The following is a 17531-nucleotide window of genomic DNA, read 5'->3' on the forward strand; positions in this document are numbered from 1 at the left end:
GATGTCGCAGATGCCCCGGTCGACGGCGCTTTCGCGGTGCCCCAGCTGTGAGGAGCCCCTGGAGTCGGGCGACCTCTACTGCGGCGCCTGCGGGTACGACCTGTCGGTGGTGCCCGCCCCGCCGTCCGACCCCCCGACACTGACCATGAACGGCACGGTGCCACGGGCCTCTTCGGAGGCACCCCCGGTGGACTGGCCGGCCGCCCCGCCGACCGGCGGCCCGCAGGCGCCCGCCCCGGTGCACCTGCCGACCGACCTGCCGGGCACGGACCTGGGCGGCGCCGAGCCTCCCGGCACGTCCGCCGGGAGGGGCGTGCGGTTCGACCGTCCCGTGGAACCCGACGACTACCACCTCGCCTCCCCCGAGCACTCGGCTCCTCCCCCGCTCTCGGCGTCGTTCGAGCGGGAGGACCCCCATGAGCAGGGGCGAACCCCGTCCCAGCCGGTCGACCCGCGCACCACCGTGCCGTCCACGCCTCCCGCCGGCACGAAGGTCTGCGTGGCCTGCCGCGCGGGCACCGTGGACAGCGACGGCTACTGCGAGAACTGCGGCCACGCCCAGCCGCGCGAACGCGACCACCTGGAGCAGGAGTTGGGCGCGGTCGCGGCGGTCAGCGACCGCGGCCTGCGCCACCACCGCAACGAGGACGCGTTCACGGTCTCCTCGACCGCGCTGCCCGACGGCTCGCCCGCGGTCGTCGCGATCGTCTGCGACGGCGTGTCCTCGGCGACCCGCCCCGACGACGCCTCTCTGGCCGCCGCCCGGGCGGCGAACGAGGCGCTCCTCGACGCCCTGCCGCGCGGCACGCACCCGCAGCAGGCCATGCACGACGCGATCATCGCCGCCTCGCACGCCGTCAACTCCCTGGCCGCCGAGCCGGAGACGGCCCAGGAGCACGCCCCGCACCAGAACGCGCCCGCGTGCACCCTGGTCGGCGCCGTCGTCACCGCGAGTCTGCTCGTCGTCGGCTGGGTCGGCGACAGCCGCGCCTACTGGGTCCCGGTGGACCGCGCCGCGCCGCCGGCCCGGCTCACCGAGGACGACTCCTGGGCCGCGCAGATGGTCGCCGCGGGCCTGATGAGCGAGGCCGAGGCGTACGCCGACGAGCGTGCCCACGCGATCACGGGCTGGCTCGGCGCGGACGCCTACGAACTGGACCCGCACACGGCGTCGTTCAAGCCGGACCGGCCGGGTGTCGTGGTGGTGTGCACCGACGGGCTGTGGAACTACGCGGAGGCCGCCGAGGAGATGGCCGAGGTGGTGCCGCTCGACGCCGGGCTCCGCCCGCTGCACGCCGCCCGGGTACTTCTGGGGCACGCCCTGGACGGCGGCGGGCACGACAACGTAACAGTGGCGGTCCTCCCGTTCCCGGCCCTGCCGCAGGGGGCAGGATCCGCCTGAGAGGTGTGCCGGGGGCGCCGTGAGGGCCCCGGACGCGCCCGGGGCCGGCAGGGGTCGGCCCCAGGGCTCCTCATTCGGATCAGCCCGGCATGAGCCGAAAGAGGGGCCCCAAGTCCTGTCGTGGGGAGTTCGACGGCAGGACCCAGGACCGGAGGGGACCGGTCCGCCACCAGTCGTCACCCACCGCGGTGGGTTTCTCAAGGGGGATCCGATACGGCCATGGCCAATTTCTCGAAGTCGAACGTGCCGCAGTTCTCGGTGGACGTCTACCAGAACGAGTACCTGCCGGAGGGGGGCCGCGAGGTCAACGCCATCGTCACGGTGACGGCGACCGGCGGCGGCACGATCGGAAGCGCCGTCACGGCGCCCCACCTCTACGCGCCGGGGAAGGGCCCGGACGCGGCCGTGGCGATCATGGTCGACTGCTCCGGGTCGATGGACTATCCGCCGACCAAGATGCGCAACGCGCGTGAGGCGACCGCCGCCGCCATCGACACCCTGCGCGACGGCGTGCACTTCGCGGTGATCGGCGGCACCCATGTGACCAAGGAGGTCTACCCGGGCGGCGGGCGGCTCGCGGTCGCCGACGCGACCACCCGCGGCCAGGCCAAACAGGCGCTGCGCCGGCTGAGCGCGGGCGGCGGCACCGCGATCGGCACCTGGCTGCGGCTCGCGGACCGGCTGCTGTCCTCCGCGGACGTCTCCATACGCCACGGCATCCTGCTCACCGACGGCCGCAACGAGCACGAGTCCCCCGACGCGCTGAAGGCCACGCTGGACGCCTGCGCCGGCCGGTTCACCTGCGACGCGCGGGGAGTGGGCACCGACTGGGAGGTCAAGGAGGTCACCGGGATCGCCTCCGCGCTGCTCGGCACCGCCGACATCGTCGCCGATCCGGCCGCCCTCGCCGCCGACTTCACACAAATGATGGAGACGGCCATGGGCAAGGAGGTCGCGGACGTCGCGCTGCGGCTGTGGACACCCGTCGGCACGGAGATCGCATTCGTCAAGCAGGTGGCGCCCACCGTCGAGGACCTGACCGCCCGACGGGTCGAGGCGGGTCCGCGCGCCGGGGACTACCCCACCGGCTCCTGGGGCGACGAGTCCCGCGACTACCACGTCTGCGTCCGGGTCCCGGCGGCGAACATCGGCCAGGAGATGCTGGCCGCGCGCGTGTCCTTGGTCATACCCCAGGCTGGGGGTGCCTCAGCCGAGAGTGGGGGAGGAAGTGCCCAGAGCCTGGGCGTCCAGGGGCTCGTACGCGCCGTGTGGACCGACGACATGGCGGCGTCCACGTCCATCAACCCCCAGGTCGCCCACTACACAGGGCAGGCCGAACTCGCCCAAGTCATCCAGCAGGGGCTGGATCTGCGCAAAGAGGGCGATTTCGATGGCGCAACGGCCAAACTGGGCCGCGCCGTTCAGCTCGCGAATGCCTCAGGGAACGCGGATACTGCGAAACTGCTTGCGAAGGTGGTGGACGTGGTCGATGCCGCGACAGGTACTGTGCGACTGAAGGCGAAGGTCGCGGAGGCCGACGAGATGACACTCGAGACACGGTCCACAAAGACTGTTCGCGTAAAGAAGTGACATGACAGCCAGCCCGACCCCCAGGGGTTGGAGAACCACGCCGGTCCCGGTGACCGGAAGAAGGAGAGGGGGACGCACCGACATGCCGACCTGCCCGAACGGACACCAGTCGGGTTCCGACGACTGGTGCGAGGTCTGCGGTCACCGTATGGCCGGTGCCGTACCCCCGCCGCCTCCACCGCCGCCCGCCGCCGGTTACGGCTACCCGCCGCCGGGTTCGCCCCCGCCGCCTCCGGGCGCGGGCGGCCGCCCGGGGGGACGCCCGCTGTCCGCCGTACCGGATTCCGAGCCGGAGCTGTGCCCGCAGTGCCGTACGCCCCGCGAGGGCGGCGCCCCGTTCTGCGAGGAGTGCCGGTGGAACTTCCTGACCAACACGGCGACCTCGTACACCCCCGCCGCCCCGCGCACGCCGGCGCCGGGTCTGCCGCCGCACTTCCAGCAGGGCCGACCGGCCGGGCCCGGCCCGGACTCGTACGACTACGAGAGGTCCCGGCCGTCGCAGGTCAACCGGCCTGCGGAACCGATTCCGCCGTCGCCGCCGTTCGGCAGCGAGCCGTCCGGGCCGACGCGGTTCGGCCCGGATGCCTCACGCCCGGCCGGTCCCGCCGGTCCCGCCGGTCCGTCCGGTCCGCCCGGCTTCGGTGCCGATCCGTCGCGTCCGGTTCCGCCGCCGCCCGGGTCCACGCCCGGTGGTCCGGGCGGTCCCGGTGCTCCCGGTGGCCCGGGTGGTCCCGGCGCGTCCGGCGGTCCGCAGACCACGGCTCCGGGTGCCCCGTCGGGCTTCCCGCAGGGCGCACCGCCCTCCGCCTTCCAGCGGCCCGGTCCGCCGCCTCCCCCGCCGCCGACCCAGGGTTTCCCTCCGCCCGCCCCTGCGCAGTCGGGCGGTCCGTCCTTCGGCGGCGGTGACGACGACTGGGTGATCTCACCGCCGTCGTCCGCCCCGGCGCCCGGCGGCCCGGGTGGCCCGGGCGGCCCCGGCGGCCCCGGTGGCGGTCAGGGCGGTGCCTACGGTTACCCGCAGCCCGGCGCCACCCAGGCCCCGCCGCGCCCGTACGAGCAGCAGCAGCCCGCGACCTGGACCGCGACCATCGGCCCGGACCGCGAGTACTTCATGGCGATGATGCAGCGCTCCGGACCGGAGGCCGCGGGCCTCAACCTGCCCGCGTACTCCCCGGAGCAGCAGCGCACGCTCACCGGCAACCAGGTCACCATCGGCCGCCGCCGCCACTCCACCGGCGACACCCCCGACATCGACCTGTCGGTGCCGCCGGAGGACCCGGGCGTCTCGCACCAGCACGCGATGCTGGTGCAGCAGCCGGACGGGTCCTGGGCGATCGTCGACCAGAACTCCACCAACGGCACCACGGTCAACGGCTCCGAGGAGCCCATCCAGCCCTTCGTGCCGGTGCCCCTGCAGGACGGGGACCGGGTGCACGTGGGCGCCTGGACGACGATCACCATCCGCCGGGGCTGAGGGGCTGGAAGAACCGACGGTCAGGGGAGGGGCCAGGCGTACGGCCCCTCCGGATCGTCCAGCCACGCCCAGGAGCGGTCGCCGCCGACCGTGATGCCGTACCGCTCCCGCCCGGGCTGTTCCTCGCGCTCCCACAGCGTGTACGCCTCGTACGGGTCGAGGCTGCCCCGCGTCAGGGCCAGCAGGAACCGGAACCGGTCGTTGCCGCGCGCCCGCTGCGGCAGCCCGCCCAGATCCCGCGGCTCCGGTTCGGCGCGGGTGCCCCCGCGCAACGGCACGAAGAAGGCGGGCGTACGCAGGAAACGCCCCTCGGCGTGCCCCGCGTCCCGCACCCGCAGGGCGATCAGCCCCGTCGCGAACGGCGTCAGGATGCGCGCGCCCGGAACGCACTGCGCGAGCCAGGCGCCCGGGATCGAACTCAGCGAGCAGGTCGCGATGACCCGGTCGAAGGGGCCGCGTTCCGGTACGCCGCGCGCGCCGTCGCCCGTGACCACGGCCGGACGGTATCCCGCGGCCGCCAGGTGCTGCCGGGCGGACTCGGTGATCTCCGGGTCCAGGTCGATGGTGGTGACCCGGTCGTCGCCGAGGCGGTGGGCGAGCAGGGCCGCGTTGTAGCCGGTGCCGGCGCCGATCTCCAGTACGGCGTTCCCGTCCTCGACCCCCAGCTCGGTCAGCATCTCCGCCATCAGGGAGGGCTGGCTGCTGGAGGAGAGCAGCTCGCCGTCGCGCACACGGGTGGCCAGCGGCGTGTCGGTGTACGCGCCGCGCAGCCACTGTTCCCTGCGCTCCGGGTCGGGGTCGCCGCACCATCGGCGCTCGTAGCCGCCCCTGACGCCGATGTAGTAGTACGGCACGAAGAGGTGGCGCGGCACCGCCTCGAACGCCTCCCGCCACCCGGGGTCCGCGCTCCAGGCGCCGCTCGCGTCGATCTCCCGCACGAGTTCCGCCCGTGCGGACGCGGCGAGGTTCTCCAGATCCTGGTCGAGAGCGTGCGTGGCCATACCCCCACTGTGCTGCGGCACACAGTCCCGGGGCGAGCACGCCGCGCGCCGGATCCGGAATCCGTCCCTCTGGCCCCCTGGTCCTAAGCCTTGCGTCCTCGGTCGGCGTGTCTGAGACCATGGAGCATGTGAAAGAGATTCGGCGCGGCACGCTTCAGGAGCAGACCTTCTACGAGCAGGTCGGCGGTGAGGAGACCTTCCGCCGCCTGGTCCACCGTTTCTACGAGGGAGTCGCCGAGGATCCGGTCCTGCGGCCCATGTACCCCGAAGAGGACCTGGGCCCGGCCGAAGAGCGCCTCGTTCTGTTCCTGATCCAGTACTGGGGCGGCCCGACGACGTACAGCGAGCGGCGCGGGCACCCCCGTCTGCGCATGCGCCACGCCCCGTTCGCCGTGAACCAGGCCGCGCACGACGCCTGGCTGAAGCACATGCGGGTGGCGGTGGAGGAACTCGGCCTCTCCGAGGAGCACGAGACCACGCTGTGGAACTACCTGACGTACGCCGCCGCGACGATGGTGAACACCCCGGGGTGAGCCTTGGGGTCAGGCTCCGCTGAAGGTCAGCAGACGTTGACGTTCAGCGGACGCTGACGTTCAGCGCGCCGAGTCCGGCCCTGCGCACGGCGATCGACCCGTACGGCGTGCGCAGCCGGAGCCACGCGCCGCAGGAGAGCAGCGCGACCGGTTCCTCGGTGGACGCCTGCGGGGCCGGGCGCAGGAAGCCGAGCGACTGCGCCGCGTGCACGGCCCGCACCGGCAGTCCGGTGTCCCCCACCGGGCGGGACCAGATCTCACGGCCGATCCGGTCGAGTTCGGCACGGGTGCGCCGCTCGGCCGGCAGCTCCTCCGTGCGGGACCTGAACTCGGCCACCGCCGCCGCCACGGTCGCCCGCAGCGCGTCGGGCGCCGCGAGCCCCGGCTCGGGCCGCCAGCCGACGCGCGGCGGCAGGACCCCCGCCCAGGGCGGCCCGGTGACGGCGGCGGGCACCGCCGCCGTGGCCGCCGACTCGTCGACGGACTCCAGGAGTTCACCCGCCGACACGGTCACATCGAGCTGGACCTCCAGCCCGTCCTCGTACGGCTTGGCGAGCCGCACCGCGCGGACCGCGAGCACCTCGAACGACGGCGGCCGTCCGAAGACCGCCAGCGTCGTCCCGGCCGCCTGCAGACGTACCGCGGCGCCGCGGTCGTAGTGGAGCAGCCGGGCCAGGAAGGCGGCGAGGTCCGCCGCCTCCCCGTCGTCGGCGAGGTGGAGCACCGTCATGCGGCGACGGCCTCCTCCTCGTGGTCCCGGTAGTCCTCGAGGAACGCGCGCTCCTCCGCCGTGATCCGGCGGGGCCGCTGTGCCTCGAAGTCGAACGGCACGACCACCGTCGAGGCCCGGACGCAGACCTGGTCGCCGTCCTTGACCTCGTAGGCGACCGTGAAGGACGCCGCCTTGATCTCCGTCACCCACAGCTCGATGTCCACCGGCTCGGGCCGGTGGACGAGCTGCCGCTTGTAGTCGATCTCATGGCGTGCCACGACGGATCCCTGCCTGAACTGCTTGTCCGGGCGGCTCAGGAAGTCGATCCGGGCCTCCTCCAGGTAGCTGAGGAAAACCGCGTTGTTGACGTGGCCGTATGCGTCCATGTCCGCCCAGCGCAGCGGGCAGCGGTAGATGTGGCGCAAGATCAGCCCCGGGTCAGCTTCCGGTAGGTGGCACGGTGCGGACGGGCCGCGTCCGGGCCGAGCCGCTCGATCTTGTTCTTCTCGTACGACTCGAAGTTGCCCTCGAACCAGAACCACTTGGACTCGCCCTCGTAGGCGAGGATGTGGGTGGCCACACGGTCGAGGAACCAGCGGTCGTGGGAGACGACGACGGCGCAGCCGGGGAACTCGAGCAGCGCGTTCTCGAGCGACGACAGCGTCTCCACGTCGAGGTCGTTGGTCGGCTCGTCGAGCAGCAGCAGGTTGCCGCCCTGCTTCAGGGTGAGCGCGAGGTTGAGGCGGTTGCGCTCACCGCCGGAGAGGACACCCGCGGGCTTCTGCTGGTCCGGGCCCTTGAAGCCGAAGGCGGACACGTACGCCCGGCTCGGCATCTCGACCTGGCCGACGTTGATGTAGTCCAGGCCGTCGGAGACGACCTCCCACAGCGTCTTCTTCGGGTCGATGTTGGCGCGGGTCTGGTCGACGTACGAGATCTTGACGGTCTCGCCGACCTTGATGTCACCGGAGTCCGGCGTCTCCAGGCCCTGGATCATCTTGAAGAGGGTGGTCTTGCCGGCGCCGTTCGGGCCGATGACACCCACGATGCCGTTACGGGGCAGCGTGAACGAAAGCCCGTCCACGAGGATCTTCTCCCCGAAGGCCTTGTGCAGGTCGTTGACCTCGACCACGACGTTGCCCAGGCGCGGGCCCGGCGGGATCTGGATCTCCTCGAAGTCCAGCTTCCGCATCTTCTCGGCCTCGGCGGCCATCTCCTCGTAGCGGGCCAGACGCGCCTTGGACTTGGCCTGGCGCCCCTTGGCGTTCGACCGCACCCACTCGAGCTCTTCCTTCAGACGCTTCTGCCGCTTGGCGTCCTTCTGGCCCTCGACCTTGAGGCGGGTGGCCTTGGTCTCCAGGTAGGTGGAGTAGTTGCCCTGGTAGGGGTAGGCGCGGCCGCGGTCCAGCTCGAGGATCCACTCGGCGACGTTGTCGAGGAAGTACCGGTCGTGGGTGATCGCCACGACGGTGCCCTCGTACTTGGCCAGGTGCTGCTCCAGCCAGTTCACGGACTCGGCGTCGAGGTGGTTGGTGGGCTCGTCGAGGAGCAGCAGGTCGGGCTGCTCGAGGAGGAGCTTGCAGAGCGCGACGCGGCGCTTCTCACCACCGGAGAGGTTGGTGACGGGCCAGTCGCCGGGCGGGCAGCCCAGGGCGTCCATGGCCTGCTCCAGCTGGGAGTCCAGGTCCCACGCGTTGGCGTGGTCGAGGTCCTCCTGGAGCTTGCCCATCTCCTCCATCAGCGCGTCGGTGTACTCGACCGCCATCTGCTCGGCGATCTCGTTGAACCGGTCGAGCTTGCCCTTGATCTCGGCAACGCCCTCCTGGACGTTCTCCAGGACGGTCTTCTCCTCGTTCAGCGGAGGCTCCTGGAGCAGGATGCCGACGCTGTAGCCGGGCGTGAGGAACGCGTCACCGTTCGACGGCTGCTCCAGCCCCGCCATGATCTTCAGCACGGTCGACTTACCGGCACCGTTCGGACCGACGACGCCGATCTTGGCACCCGGCAAGAAGTTCAGGGTGACGTCGTCGAGAATCACCTTGTCGCCGTGCGCCTTGCGCGCCTTGCGCATGGTGTAAATGAACTCAGCCAAGAGAAACCGTCCGGCAGCTTGAAATCTGGCAGTGGGCAGATACACCCCATCTTGCCGTACGGCCAGGCCTGGGCGGAAACGCGTTAGGTCCGGGGCCTGTGACCTGGGGCTTCGCCGTCGACGGCTGGGGATCGCCTGTCACTGACGCTCGACGTCGGTCGCCCTCGGGCAGCCTCGGACGCCCAGGGACGCCCCCAGGGCAGAGAGTCACTCCCCCGCTACGCCGGGCTATCGTGCGGCCGTGACAAGCGCAGCGGAGCGCCCCGTCCTCTTCGTCGACGTCGCCGTCGACGGACGGCTCATACCGTTCGGTTCCCCATCCAGTCGCCTGCAGGCCCCTGCTTCCGACTCGGAGGCGTCCCTTGACCAGGGGGACCCCCTGCTCACCGTATGGGCCTCGACATGGATGAAGGAGGCAAACGAGGCCGTCGCCCCACGTATCGGACTGCCAAGGCTGCCCGTCGTGGAGCGGCCGGACGCCTGCGCCGACGACAGTCCGCTGTCCGCGACCGGTGCGACGGCCATCTGGCGCGTCACCGAGTTCGCCTATGAGTTCACGTTGCCGGACGACTCCATGAACAAGGTGCCCTGCGTCTTTGTCATGCGTGTTCGGGACGGTCAGATCATCGAGTCACGCGATTACATCGACCCGATCCGTACATACACGGCACGCGGGGACCTCGACCTGCTCATCGCGTCCTTGCGGAAGGAAGGTTCCTGACGTCCGGCTTCACGCGGTGAGCTGTCAATGGCCAAGACCGAACGGAGGTTGAGAAGATCCTGGCATGCAGTTCGACGACCCGGCCGACTTGAGTCGCGTATGCACAGAACGGCTCGGCGAGAAGGCCGGTCGACAGTTCGCTGCCATGGCCCGCCGCGGCTTTCAGTTGGTCCGCCCAGCAGGAAGTGTCCAGGCCACTGGGCAATGCCGACTTGGTGGGCCTGCCCTCCTCGAACCGGAGATCTGCTGGCCCGAACGGCCCGGCCGTCCATCTGCTCCGGCTTGCCGAGGACACCGAACTCGGATGGGGCTGGGGGACGCCGGAACGTTGTACTTCACGATCCCGGTCAAGGCACTCGCGACCGGCGACTTCAGCCAGGCCGTGGCGCAGGCTCTCTGCTGCTGATCCGCACAGCAGGAGGCCGCTGCCGGAGACCGCATCGTCGTCGCCGTGCTCTCTCGCGAACGACCTGGACGCCATGGGCAGCGTCTGCTCGGCTCCGCCTGGGTCGACGGCGTGGAAGCCTGCGCCGGCATCTGCAGCTCAGTGACCTTACGTGCACTCCCAGTGGCTGCGTGTCATCCCGCCCGAATCAGTAGGGGTGCCGGTCCGGCTTCGTCTCCCAGGCCTCGTACGCCGTCGCGCCCAGCTCGGGGTGAATCTGCTCGATGTGGATCCGGCGCTCGTCCAGCGGTTTCTGGAAGTCCTCGTACTGGAAGGCGTCGTCGAAGCCGATATTCCGCGTGGCGTCCAGGTCGCAGCTGAAATAGACGTTGTCGATGCGCGACCAATAGATGGCGCTCATGCACATCGGACACGGTGCACCGCTGATGTAGATCGAACAGCCCTGGAGCATCCGGGCGCGCTCGGGTACCAGGTCGGGGGAGCCTTCGGGACGCGGCACATATTGCAGGGTGCCCTCGTTCTGGTGCTCTTCCGGGATGGTGGGCGCCTGGGGGTTGAGGAGCTGGGCCGCCTTGCGGATGGTCTCCACCTCGGCGTGTGCGGTCGGGTCGCCGGTCAGGAGCACGCGGTTCTGCCCCCGGGCGAGGATCTCGCCGTCCCTGGTGATGACGGCGCCGAACGGGCCACCCCATCCATGCTCGACGGATTCCGTGGCCAGCCGTACCGCTTCCGCCAGGAACTCCTTGTGCTCCATGACGACCTCCGCTTCCCGCGATTTCACGGCTCGACATTCAACGGTTTTCACATTCCACCGATTTGCCCCTTAAATCCCGTTCAGATTAGGCTACTCCGTATGAACGCCAGCGCAAACCGCGCCCCTGGTGAGGCCGGAGCGACCGTGGTGATCACGCAAAGGGTCGTACCCGGTCGCGAGGAGGACTACAAGCGCTGGCAAGGGCAGGTGAATCGGGCTGTACGGGACTTCGACGGGTTCGAGGGAACGGAGCTGTACCCGCCCGAATCCGCCGAGGAAAACCAGTGGGTCGTGGTGTTCCGTTTCTCGGGCGTCGACCAGTTGAGCGCCTGGCTCGAGTCCGCGACGCGCCGGGAGCTTCTGCATGAGGGCCGCGACTTGTTCGAGGGGGAGTCATCCCAGGAGGTCCTCAGAGGAGGGCGACCGGCTCGGGAAGCCGTGACGGCGGTCGTCTCCCACGACGTGAAGCCCGGCCGCGAACGGGACTTCCTGCGCTGGCAGGACAAGGTCCTGAAGACTCAGCAGAAGTACCGGGGCTTCAAAGGGTCCGAACTCTTCGCCCCCGTCGAGGGGATCCAGGATCGCTGGGTCGTCATGTTCCGCTTCGACACCCGTGAACACCTCGACCAGTGGCTCGAGTCGGACGTCCGCGGGAAACTGCTGGACGAGGGACGCGACTACTTCGCCGACTTCGATGTGCGCGAGATCGCGTCGGCCTTCAGCGGCTGGTTCCGTTTCGGCGGCAGGGAGGAGGCGGGTGCCCCTCCCAACTGGAAGCAGGCCATGTCCGTTCTCCTCGCGCTCTATCCCACCGTCGTGGTGCTCAACCTCAGCGTGGGCCGTGCCCTCACGGATGCCGGCGTTCCGGGGTACCTCGGCCTGTTCATCGGAAACGTGTTGAGCGTCGCGATTCTGACCTGGGTTCTGATGCCTTTGGTGAACCGCGCCCTGACCTTCTGGCTGGCGCCCGACCGGCCACGGTCGCGACGCGTCGAGCTCGCGGGCGCCGCCCTGGTGACGGCGTGCTACGCGGGGCTCCTCGCTGTTTTCGGCTTCACCACTTGACGTGCCGAGGTGAGGAGCACAGGTGATGAACCGCCACACCCGAACTCGCCGTCTCGCGGGAATGTCGGTGAGACGGGACGACGCCGATTACGAAGCCATCCGCACCGCCGCGGTGTGGAACGGGCTCACACCGGCGCGGTACCCGGACGTCATCGTCCGCCCGGCCTCGGCCGACGACGTCGTGGAGGCGGTCCGCCTGGCCCGCGCCCAGGGACTCCGGATCGCCATGCGGTCGGGAGGACACAGCTGGTGCGGGTCACCGCTACGTGACGGCGGCATGCTCATCGACCTGTCCGGACTCCGCACGTGTGCGGTCGACCCGGTCTCCGCAACGGCGACGGTGCGGCCCGGGATCACGGGCCGGGAGCTCACTCCCGAGCTCGGCCGTCACGGGTTCGCCTTCCCCACGGGCCACTGCGGATCCGTCGCCGTCGGCGGATACCTCCTCAGCGGAGGCCTGGGATGGAACTCCGGAGTCCGTGGACCGGCCTGCGCCGACGTCACAGGCGTCGAAGCCGTCACCGCGAACGGCGAGCCGATCACCTGCAACGAGCGTGAACACCAGGACCTGTTCTGGGCGGCACGCGGAGCGGGTCCCGGTTTCTTCGCCGCGGTCACCGCCTTCCACCTCAGGCTGTATCCACGCCCCGAGGCGATCACCAGCACCACGTGGACCTTCCCCCTCGCGGACGTCGTCGAGGTGACGCACTGGGCCATGGGGGCGTCCTCAGAGCTCCCCCCGAGCGTCGAGCTGAGCTTCTCCCTCGCCACGGCGGACCCCGGCTCGGCGCCGGGCCCGAAAGTGGTGACCGTGACGGGGACCGCCTTCGCCCATTGCAAGCAAGAGGCCTACGACTTCCTGGGACCGCTCCGGACCTGTCCCCTCGCCGAACGCTCCCTCTCGCGCCGACTGGACGAGCCGATGACGTTCGAGACCCTGTACGACCTCTCCGCCACCCTGTGGGGTCCTGAGTACCGCTATGCGGCGGACACGCTGTGGTCGGACGCCGACTTCCCCACGCTGCTCGCGCGACTCGCCGACGTCTTCGACGCGGCCCCGTCGAGCAGGTCGCTGATCCTGGCGCCGGTCTCGCCGGCGGGCCGACCACCCGAGGACATGGCCTTCTCCGCGCTCGGGAACAGCTACGTCGCTCTGTACGCCGTCTGGCAGGATCCCCGCCAAGACGCGGTCAACATCAACTGGCTGCGTCAGGCCATGCACGCGATCGAACCCCTGGGGACGGGGCACTACATCGCCGAGGCCGACCTCACCGCCGCGTCGTCCCGTGCCCGCCGGTCCTTCGCCCCGGACGACTGGCAGCGGCTGCAGAGCCTCAAGACGACGTACGACCCGGAGGACGTCTTCTGGTCCTATCTGTCACCTGAGGACGCCTCGCCATGACGCTCGGTCATATTCTCAGTCATATTCGATGACCTTCCGTGACTTGGGCCGCTTCGTATCGCTCAGTCGTGCGTCGACGTCTGCTTCCTGCGGACCAGGAGCAGTGCCGCGCCGCCGGCCAGGACCAGGGCTATCGCCGTGCCCGCGATGAGCGGGGTGGCACTCGACGTGCCCGTCTCGGCGAGGTTGGTGTCCGTTGCCGTGCCGCCCGCCGTGGCCGGGCTGGGCTCGCTGAGCGTCTGGATCTTCAGGCCGCCCGCGGCGGTCTCCGTCTTGCAGTCGAGAACGCCCTTGACCCACTTCTTGTAACCTGCCGGGCCCTTGATCGTGAAGTCGTAGGGCTGGTCCTCTTGCAACGGGATGGTCACCTTCTGTGACGCCCCTGCCGGGATCGTGTGCTCGGCGCCCATCAGATCGAACGTGAACGCCTTGTCGCCCTTGTTCACGGCGGAGATGTCCACAGCACCCTCGGCACAGTTCTTCTCGGCCGACAGGCCCGGTATGGCGCCCTTCTCGGCCCAGGCCGCCGTGGTCGTGGCCGAGACGGTGGACTCGCTGGAGCCGGCGAGTATCTGCGTCTGGCTGCGGGTCTCGGAGGTGAGAGCCCGGCCGACCGGCACGGTGGTCGACGCCTGGACCGTCAGCTCTGCCCAACCGCCCTGCGCCGTCTTGGGAACCTGGAAGTAGATCCGGCTGCCGTCGGCCGCGGTCGTGACCGGCTTGCCGCCCTTGTCGACGATCTTCACTTGCGTGGTGGCGGCGTCCGCCGGCGGGGTCACCGTCACGCTGTCCGCGTTCGTGTGCACCGTGACCGGGCCGAGCCGCTCGCCCGGGTGGCCCGCGACGGCCGGCGGGTCGAGGGTCAGGGACGCCGCGGGCTCCGGGAGGCTCCGTGCGTGCTTCTCCAGGTAGTCCGCGAGTCTCTCGGCCTGCGGGTCGACCGCGTCCACGTCGGCGCTGTCCGAGAAACGCCAGATCGCCACCTGGGTGCCGGCCGCCGCGTCCTGCTCGGTGAGGCCCTTGGCCCCGGCCTCGGCCGCCAACCGCGCCAGGTCGTTCACCTGCGGGTAGGAGTTCTGCAGGATCCAGCGGATCTTTCCGGCGTTCTTGTTGCCGTTCAGGGACGTGCCGCTCCAGGACGTCTCGTGGTACCTGGCCTCCTTCTGCGTGGGGTTGCGGATGTCGATGCCGTACGTCTGCAGGGTTCCGCCGTTGTCGACGGACATCTCGAACAGGCCCGCCGACACCTGTTCGTCCGTGCCGCCGCCGTGGATGACGGCGGCCCCGTAGGTCTTGAGGCCGCCGATGGTCGCGGTCGCCCCGCCCTCGCTCTGCGGCGTCCCGTCGGCGGCCGCCGCCCCCGCGGCGGCCAGCGGGCCCGCCGCGACGAGTCCGGACACCAGCGTCGCGGCAGCGAGGCGGGCGGCCCCTCGCCTGCGCGCGGACGACGCAGAGAATGCAGCAAACACAGAATTCCCCTTCGCGCAGGACCCGTTGACGTGGGGGGCGTGGTCCCACCAGCAGAATCAGAAGCCCCAAGAGCTATGCCCGGCATCCTAGGGAGGCCGCGCACCCCGCTCCCCGATCATGTGACCCGACGGCCGATCCGACTCGTAATCGTTATCCCTCACACAGCCTGTGAGCTGCGCCTATCGCCCTTAGGGCAGGAAGCGTCAGCATATGGGGCGATACTTGCGGTGATAAGCCGCAGTCGGGCCAGGACGGATGGCGGCTGTGCCTGACGTCACGTCACTCCGGCTGGCTCCGGGCTCGGTTGCTCCGCCCCTTCTCGCGGGTGTGTCTCCTCCGGCATCCGACTCGTCGGTTCCGTCTCCCAGTTGGGCTCCGGCTGCGCCGTCACTCCGCTCTGCGTCTCGGGCCGCGACGACCGTCGGAAGGCCGAGGTGCCGCGGGACAGGTCGTGGCCGATCGCCGCCGCGTCGAGGTCCGCCGACAGCCAGCCCTGCCCGTCGCGCTGCTCGGTCCGCACCTTCAACCGCCCCTGGACGACGAGCGGATCCCCCACCGCCACCGATGCGGCGACGTTCGTGGCCAGCGAGCGCCGGGCCCACACCGTGAAGAAGTTGGTGTGCCCGTCCGTCCACACGTTCTTCTCGCGGTCCAGATACCGCGCCGTCACCGCCAGCCGGAAGCGGGCGGTGGGTCCCGTCGGCGACTCCCGGTAGACCGGCTGTGTGGCGACGTTGCCGACCACGCACACCGTCGTCTCGTTCATGGCGAATCCCCTCCCTCGCTCCGGCCGCACGCCGAAGCGGAACGCGTACGGGCCTGTCCCGCACGGATGCGTCTGCCGCAGCGGCCACGCCCTGTCGCCCGCCGCCGCCGCACGGCGACCGCGTCGTCCGCGATCGCCGCGAAGCCAGACTGCCTCCGTCGGCCCGAGCCCGCTGGGCCCTGTGGGCTACCGCCCGGTTGTGGAAAACTCCGCCACCCGAACGAGTGCCTCCGCCCCTTCCCGTGCCTGTGCGACGCCTCCGTCAGCTCTCCGACGCGGCGGCCGCACGGCGCTCACCCCACCCGCGCCCCCACCCCGGCCCCCGCCACCTTCGCGTACTGCTCCCGCACTTCCCGGTACCGCAGCAGTTCCGCCGCCACCGGATCCAGGACCCGGGCCCGTCCGCACGCGGCTGCCGCGTCCCTCAGCCGCCGTTCCGCCTCGAGGCCGTACCGCCGGGCCGGTCCGCGGGCCGCCACCCCGCAGCCCCACTCGACGCCCGGACCACCGGCCAGGCCGACCAGCAACAGCAGCAGCGGCATCCAGAGGCCCGACGGCATGAACCCGACGACCTGCCCCACCAACCACACACACCCCAGAAGTTGCAGAAGCGTCATCGACGCCTGGGCGAGCACGGCGACCCGCCACCAGCCCGGCCGGGGCGGCCGCCCCGAGGGCGGGGTGGTGCGCAGCGCCAGTTCGTCCAGCGCCTCCGGCAGCCCCTGCGCGCCCCGTACCGCGGCCTCGCGCACCGCCTGGGCCCAGGGCGCCGGCAGCCCGGCCGTCGCCCGGTCCGCCACCGTCCGCACGGCCTGCTCGACGCACTGCCGCGCGGTGGCCTCCCCGTCCGGGGGCATGGGCACCGGCAGGCGTCCCGTGGAGGGTTCCCGCCGGTCCCGGTACCACCTCCACAGCCGCAGCCACGGCGTGCCGCACGCGCGGTTGGCGTGCCGCAGCCAGGCGCGCTCGGCGGCCTCCCCCGCAGCGGTCGCGCCGACCGCGTCCGCGAGCCGCCCGGCGAACTCCTCACGCGTCTCCTCGGTGAGCCCGGCATGGCCCGCGGTGGCATAGACCGGCCGCAGCCGGGCGGCGGCCACGTCCACGTCCGCGGAGACACGGCGCGCGGCAGCCCCCCGCTCGGCCACGAACTGTCCGAGCGCCTCGCGCAGTTCCCCCACGCCCTCGCCGGTGAGCGCGGACAGCGCCAGCACGGTCGCGCCCGGCTCGCCGTACTCCCCCAGGGCGATCCCGTCCCCGTCGAGCAGCCGCCGCAGATCGTCGAGGACCTGCTCGGCGGCCTCCCCGGGGAGCCGGTCGACCTGGTTGAGGACGACGAACATGACCTCGGCGTGCCCGGCCAGGGGCCGCAGATAGCGCTCGTGGAGAACGGCGTCGGCGTACTTCTCGGGGTCGACCACCCAGATGACGGCGTCCACCAGGGCCAGAATGCGGTCGACCTGCTGCCGGTGTTCCACGGCCGCGGAGTCGTGGTCGGGCAGGTCGACCAGGACGAGGCCGCTCAGCCGCGCCTCGCCCTCGGGGTTCGGCAGGGGGCGTCGACGCAGCCGCCCCGCAACGCCCAGGCGGTCGAGCAGCGGGCCCGTGCCGTCGCTCCAACTGCACGCGATCGGCGCGGCGGTGGTCGGCCGGCGCAGCCCGGTCTCGGAGAGGGGCACGCCGGCGAGCGCGTTGAAGAGCGTCGACTTCCCGCTGCCGGTGGCCCCCGCGACGGCGACCACGGTGTGCTCCCCGGAGAGCCTGCGACGCGCGGCCGCCTCGTCCAGCACCCGGCCCGCCTCCACGAGCGTGCTGCTGTCCAGCCGGGTCCGCGACAGACCCACCAGTTCGCGCAGTGCGTCCAGCCGGGAGCGCAGCGGCCCGTCGTAGGCGAGCGGCGCGGGCTGCCGTACGGCCGCGTCACCCGGCGCGTCCGGTCTGGTGCCGTCCGGCGGGACGGCCGTACCGGGCGTACGGCGGGCGATCAGTCCGTCGTCCCAGACGGTCGGGGACTCCGTATGCGCCGCCGGGTCGCCGTGCTGCACGCGCGCGTGCCGGTCGTCGTCCGCCGGGCCCCCGGTCGGGGGCGTCGCCTTCGGGACGCCCATCGGGACGCCCATCGGGGAGCTGTGCGGCACGCCGATGT

Annotated in this window: 15 protein-coding genes; 7 read left to right on the forward strand and 8 right to left on the reverse strand. The window is 71.3% G+C overall.

The genetic code is table 11. The features are described from left to right. The first annotated feature begins 1 nt into the window (after position 1). The 3 genes from SY2F82_RS03555 to SY2F82_RS03565 all read left to right on the forward strand — a co-directional run bounded on the left by SY2F82_RS03555 (position 2) and on the right by SY2F82_RS03565 (position 4466). Positions 2-1402, forward strand: coding sequence for a protein phosphatase 2C domain-containing protein (locus SY2F82_RS03555; RefSeq protein ID WP_200417425.1), 1401 nt, complete (start codon positions 2-4; stop codon positions 1400-1402). 219 nt (positions 1403-1621) lie between these two features. Continuing rightward, positions 1622-2992 (forward strand): VWA domain-containing protein, encoded by a 1371-nt coding sequence (locus SY2F82_RS03560; protein ID WP_200417426.1) that lies wholly within the window; start codon positions 1622-1624, stop codon positions 2990-2992. 82 nt (positions 2993-3074) lie between these two features. Then, complete coding sequence (locus tag SY2F82_RS03565; RefSeq protein ID WP_200417427.1) at positions 3075-4466, forward strand: FHA domain-containing protein; 1392 nt, start codon at positions 3075-3077, stop codon at positions 4464-4466. Positions 4467-4486: 20 nt separating this feature from the next. Here the strand turns inward: SY2F82_RS03565 and SY2F82_RS03570 are convergent, their stop codons facing one another. Continuing rightward, positions 4487-5467 (reverse strand): methyltransferase domain-containing protein, encoded by a 981-nt coding sequence (locus SY2F82_RS03570; protein WP_200417428.1) that lies wholly within the window; start codon positions 5465-5467, stop codon positions 4487-4489. A 119-nt stretch (positions 5468-5586) separates the two neighbouring features. Here SY2F82_RS03570 and SY2F82_RS03575 point away from each other — a divergent pair, with 119 nt between their 5' ends. Next, positions 5587-6000, forward strand: coding sequence for a globin (locus tag SY2F82_RS03575; RefSeq protein WP_200417429.1), 414 nt, complete (start codon positions 5587-5589; stop codon positions 5998-6000). Between the two features lie 43 nt (positions 6001-6043). On the opposite strand, the gene SY2F82_RS03580 is transcribed toward SY2F82_RS03575, so the two are convergent. From SY2F82_RS03580 to ettA, 3 genes are read right to left on the reverse strand one after another with little or no spacing between them, the layout of a single operon-like run. Beyond that, positions 6044-6730 (reverse strand): hypothetical protein, encoded by a 687-nt coding sequence (locus SY2F82_RS03580; RefSeq protein ID WP_200417430.1) that lies wholly within the window; start codon positions 6728-6730, stop codon positions 6044-6046. Further along, positions 6727-7137: a thioesterase family protein gene (locus SY2F82_RS03585; RefSeq protein ID WP_200417431.1), complete on the reverse strand. Its 411-nt coding sequence runs from the start codon at positions 7135-7137 to the stop codon at positions 6727-6729. Before SY2F82_RS03585 ends, SY2F82_RS03580 begins: the two co-directional genes overlap by 4 nt. Positions 7138-7139: 2 nt before the next feature. After that, positions 7140-8804 carry an energy-dependent translational throttle protein EttA gene (gene ettA, locus SY2F82_RS03590; RefSeq protein WP_200417432.1) on the reverse strand — a complete coding sequence of 555 codons (1665 nt, stop codon included), beginning with the start codon at positions 8802-8804 and terminating at the stop codon, positions 7140-7142. Between the two features lie 241 nt (positions 8805-9045). Between ettA and SY2F82_RS03595 the strand changes: the two genes are divergently transcribed. Continuing rightward, complete coding sequence (locus SY2F82_RS03595; protein ID WP_200417433.1) at positions 9046-9525, forward strand: hypothetical protein; 480 nt, start codon at positions 9046-9048, stop codon at positions 9523-9525. A gap of 593 nt (positions 9526-10118) precedes the next feature. Here the strand turns inward: SY2F82_RS03595 and SY2F82_RS03605 are convergent. After that, on the reverse strand, positions 10119-10685 hold the full coding sequence (locus tag SY2F82_RS03605; RefSeq protein ID WP_200417434.1) for a nucleoside deaminase: 567 nt from the start codon (positions 10683-10685) through the stop codon (positions 10119-10121). Between SY2F82_RS03605 and SY2F82_RS03610 the strand changes: the two genes are divergently transcribed. Further along, complete coding sequence (locus SY2F82_RS03610) at positions 10677-11750, forward strand: antibiotic biosynthesis monooxygenase (RefSeq protein ID WP_236041080.1); 1074 nt, start codon at positions 10677-10679, stop codon at positions 11748-11750. The two genes, SY2F82_RS03605 and SY2F82_RS03610, sit on opposite strands and share 9 nt — an antisense overlap. A gap of 61 nt (positions 11751-11811) precedes the next feature. Next, positions 11812-13152: an FAD-binding oxidoreductase gene (locus SY2F82_RS03615; RefSeq protein ID WP_236041176.1), complete on the forward strand. Its 1341-nt coding sequence runs from the start codon at positions 11812-11814 to the stop codon at positions 13150-13152. Positions 13153-13214: 62 nt separating this feature from the next. Here SY2F82_RS03615 and SY2F82_RS03620 read toward each other — a convergent pair whose 3' ends face one another. The 3 genes from SY2F82_RS03620 to SY2F82_RS03630 form a co-directional block, all read right to left on the reverse strand. Beyond that, positions 13215-14621 carry a thioester domain-containing protein gene (locus tag SY2F82_RS03620; protein ID WP_200417436.1) on the reverse strand — a complete coding sequence of 469 codons (1407 nt, stop codon included), beginning with the start codon at positions 14619-14621 and terminating at the stop codon, positions 13215-13217. A gap of 275 nt (positions 14622-14896) precedes the next feature. Further along, positions 14897-15388 (reverse strand): single-stranded DNA-binding protein, encoded by a 492-nt coding sequence (locus SY2F82_RS03625; protein WP_200417437.1) that lies wholly within the window; start codon positions 15386-15388, stop codon positions 14897-14899. 293 nt (positions 15389-15681) lie between these two features. Then, positions 15682-17505: a GTPase gene (locus SY2F82_RS03630; protein WP_374707127.1), complete on the reverse strand. Its 1824-nt coding sequence runs from the start codon at positions 17503-17505 to the stop codon at positions 15682-15684. Positions 17506-17531: the final 26 nt, after the last annotated feature.

Source organism: Streptomyces sp. Y2F8-2 (assembly GCF_014905555.1).
Classification (GTDB): Bacteria; Actinomycetota; Actinomycetes; order Streptomycetales; family Streptomycetaceae; genus Streptomyces; species Streptomyces cynarae.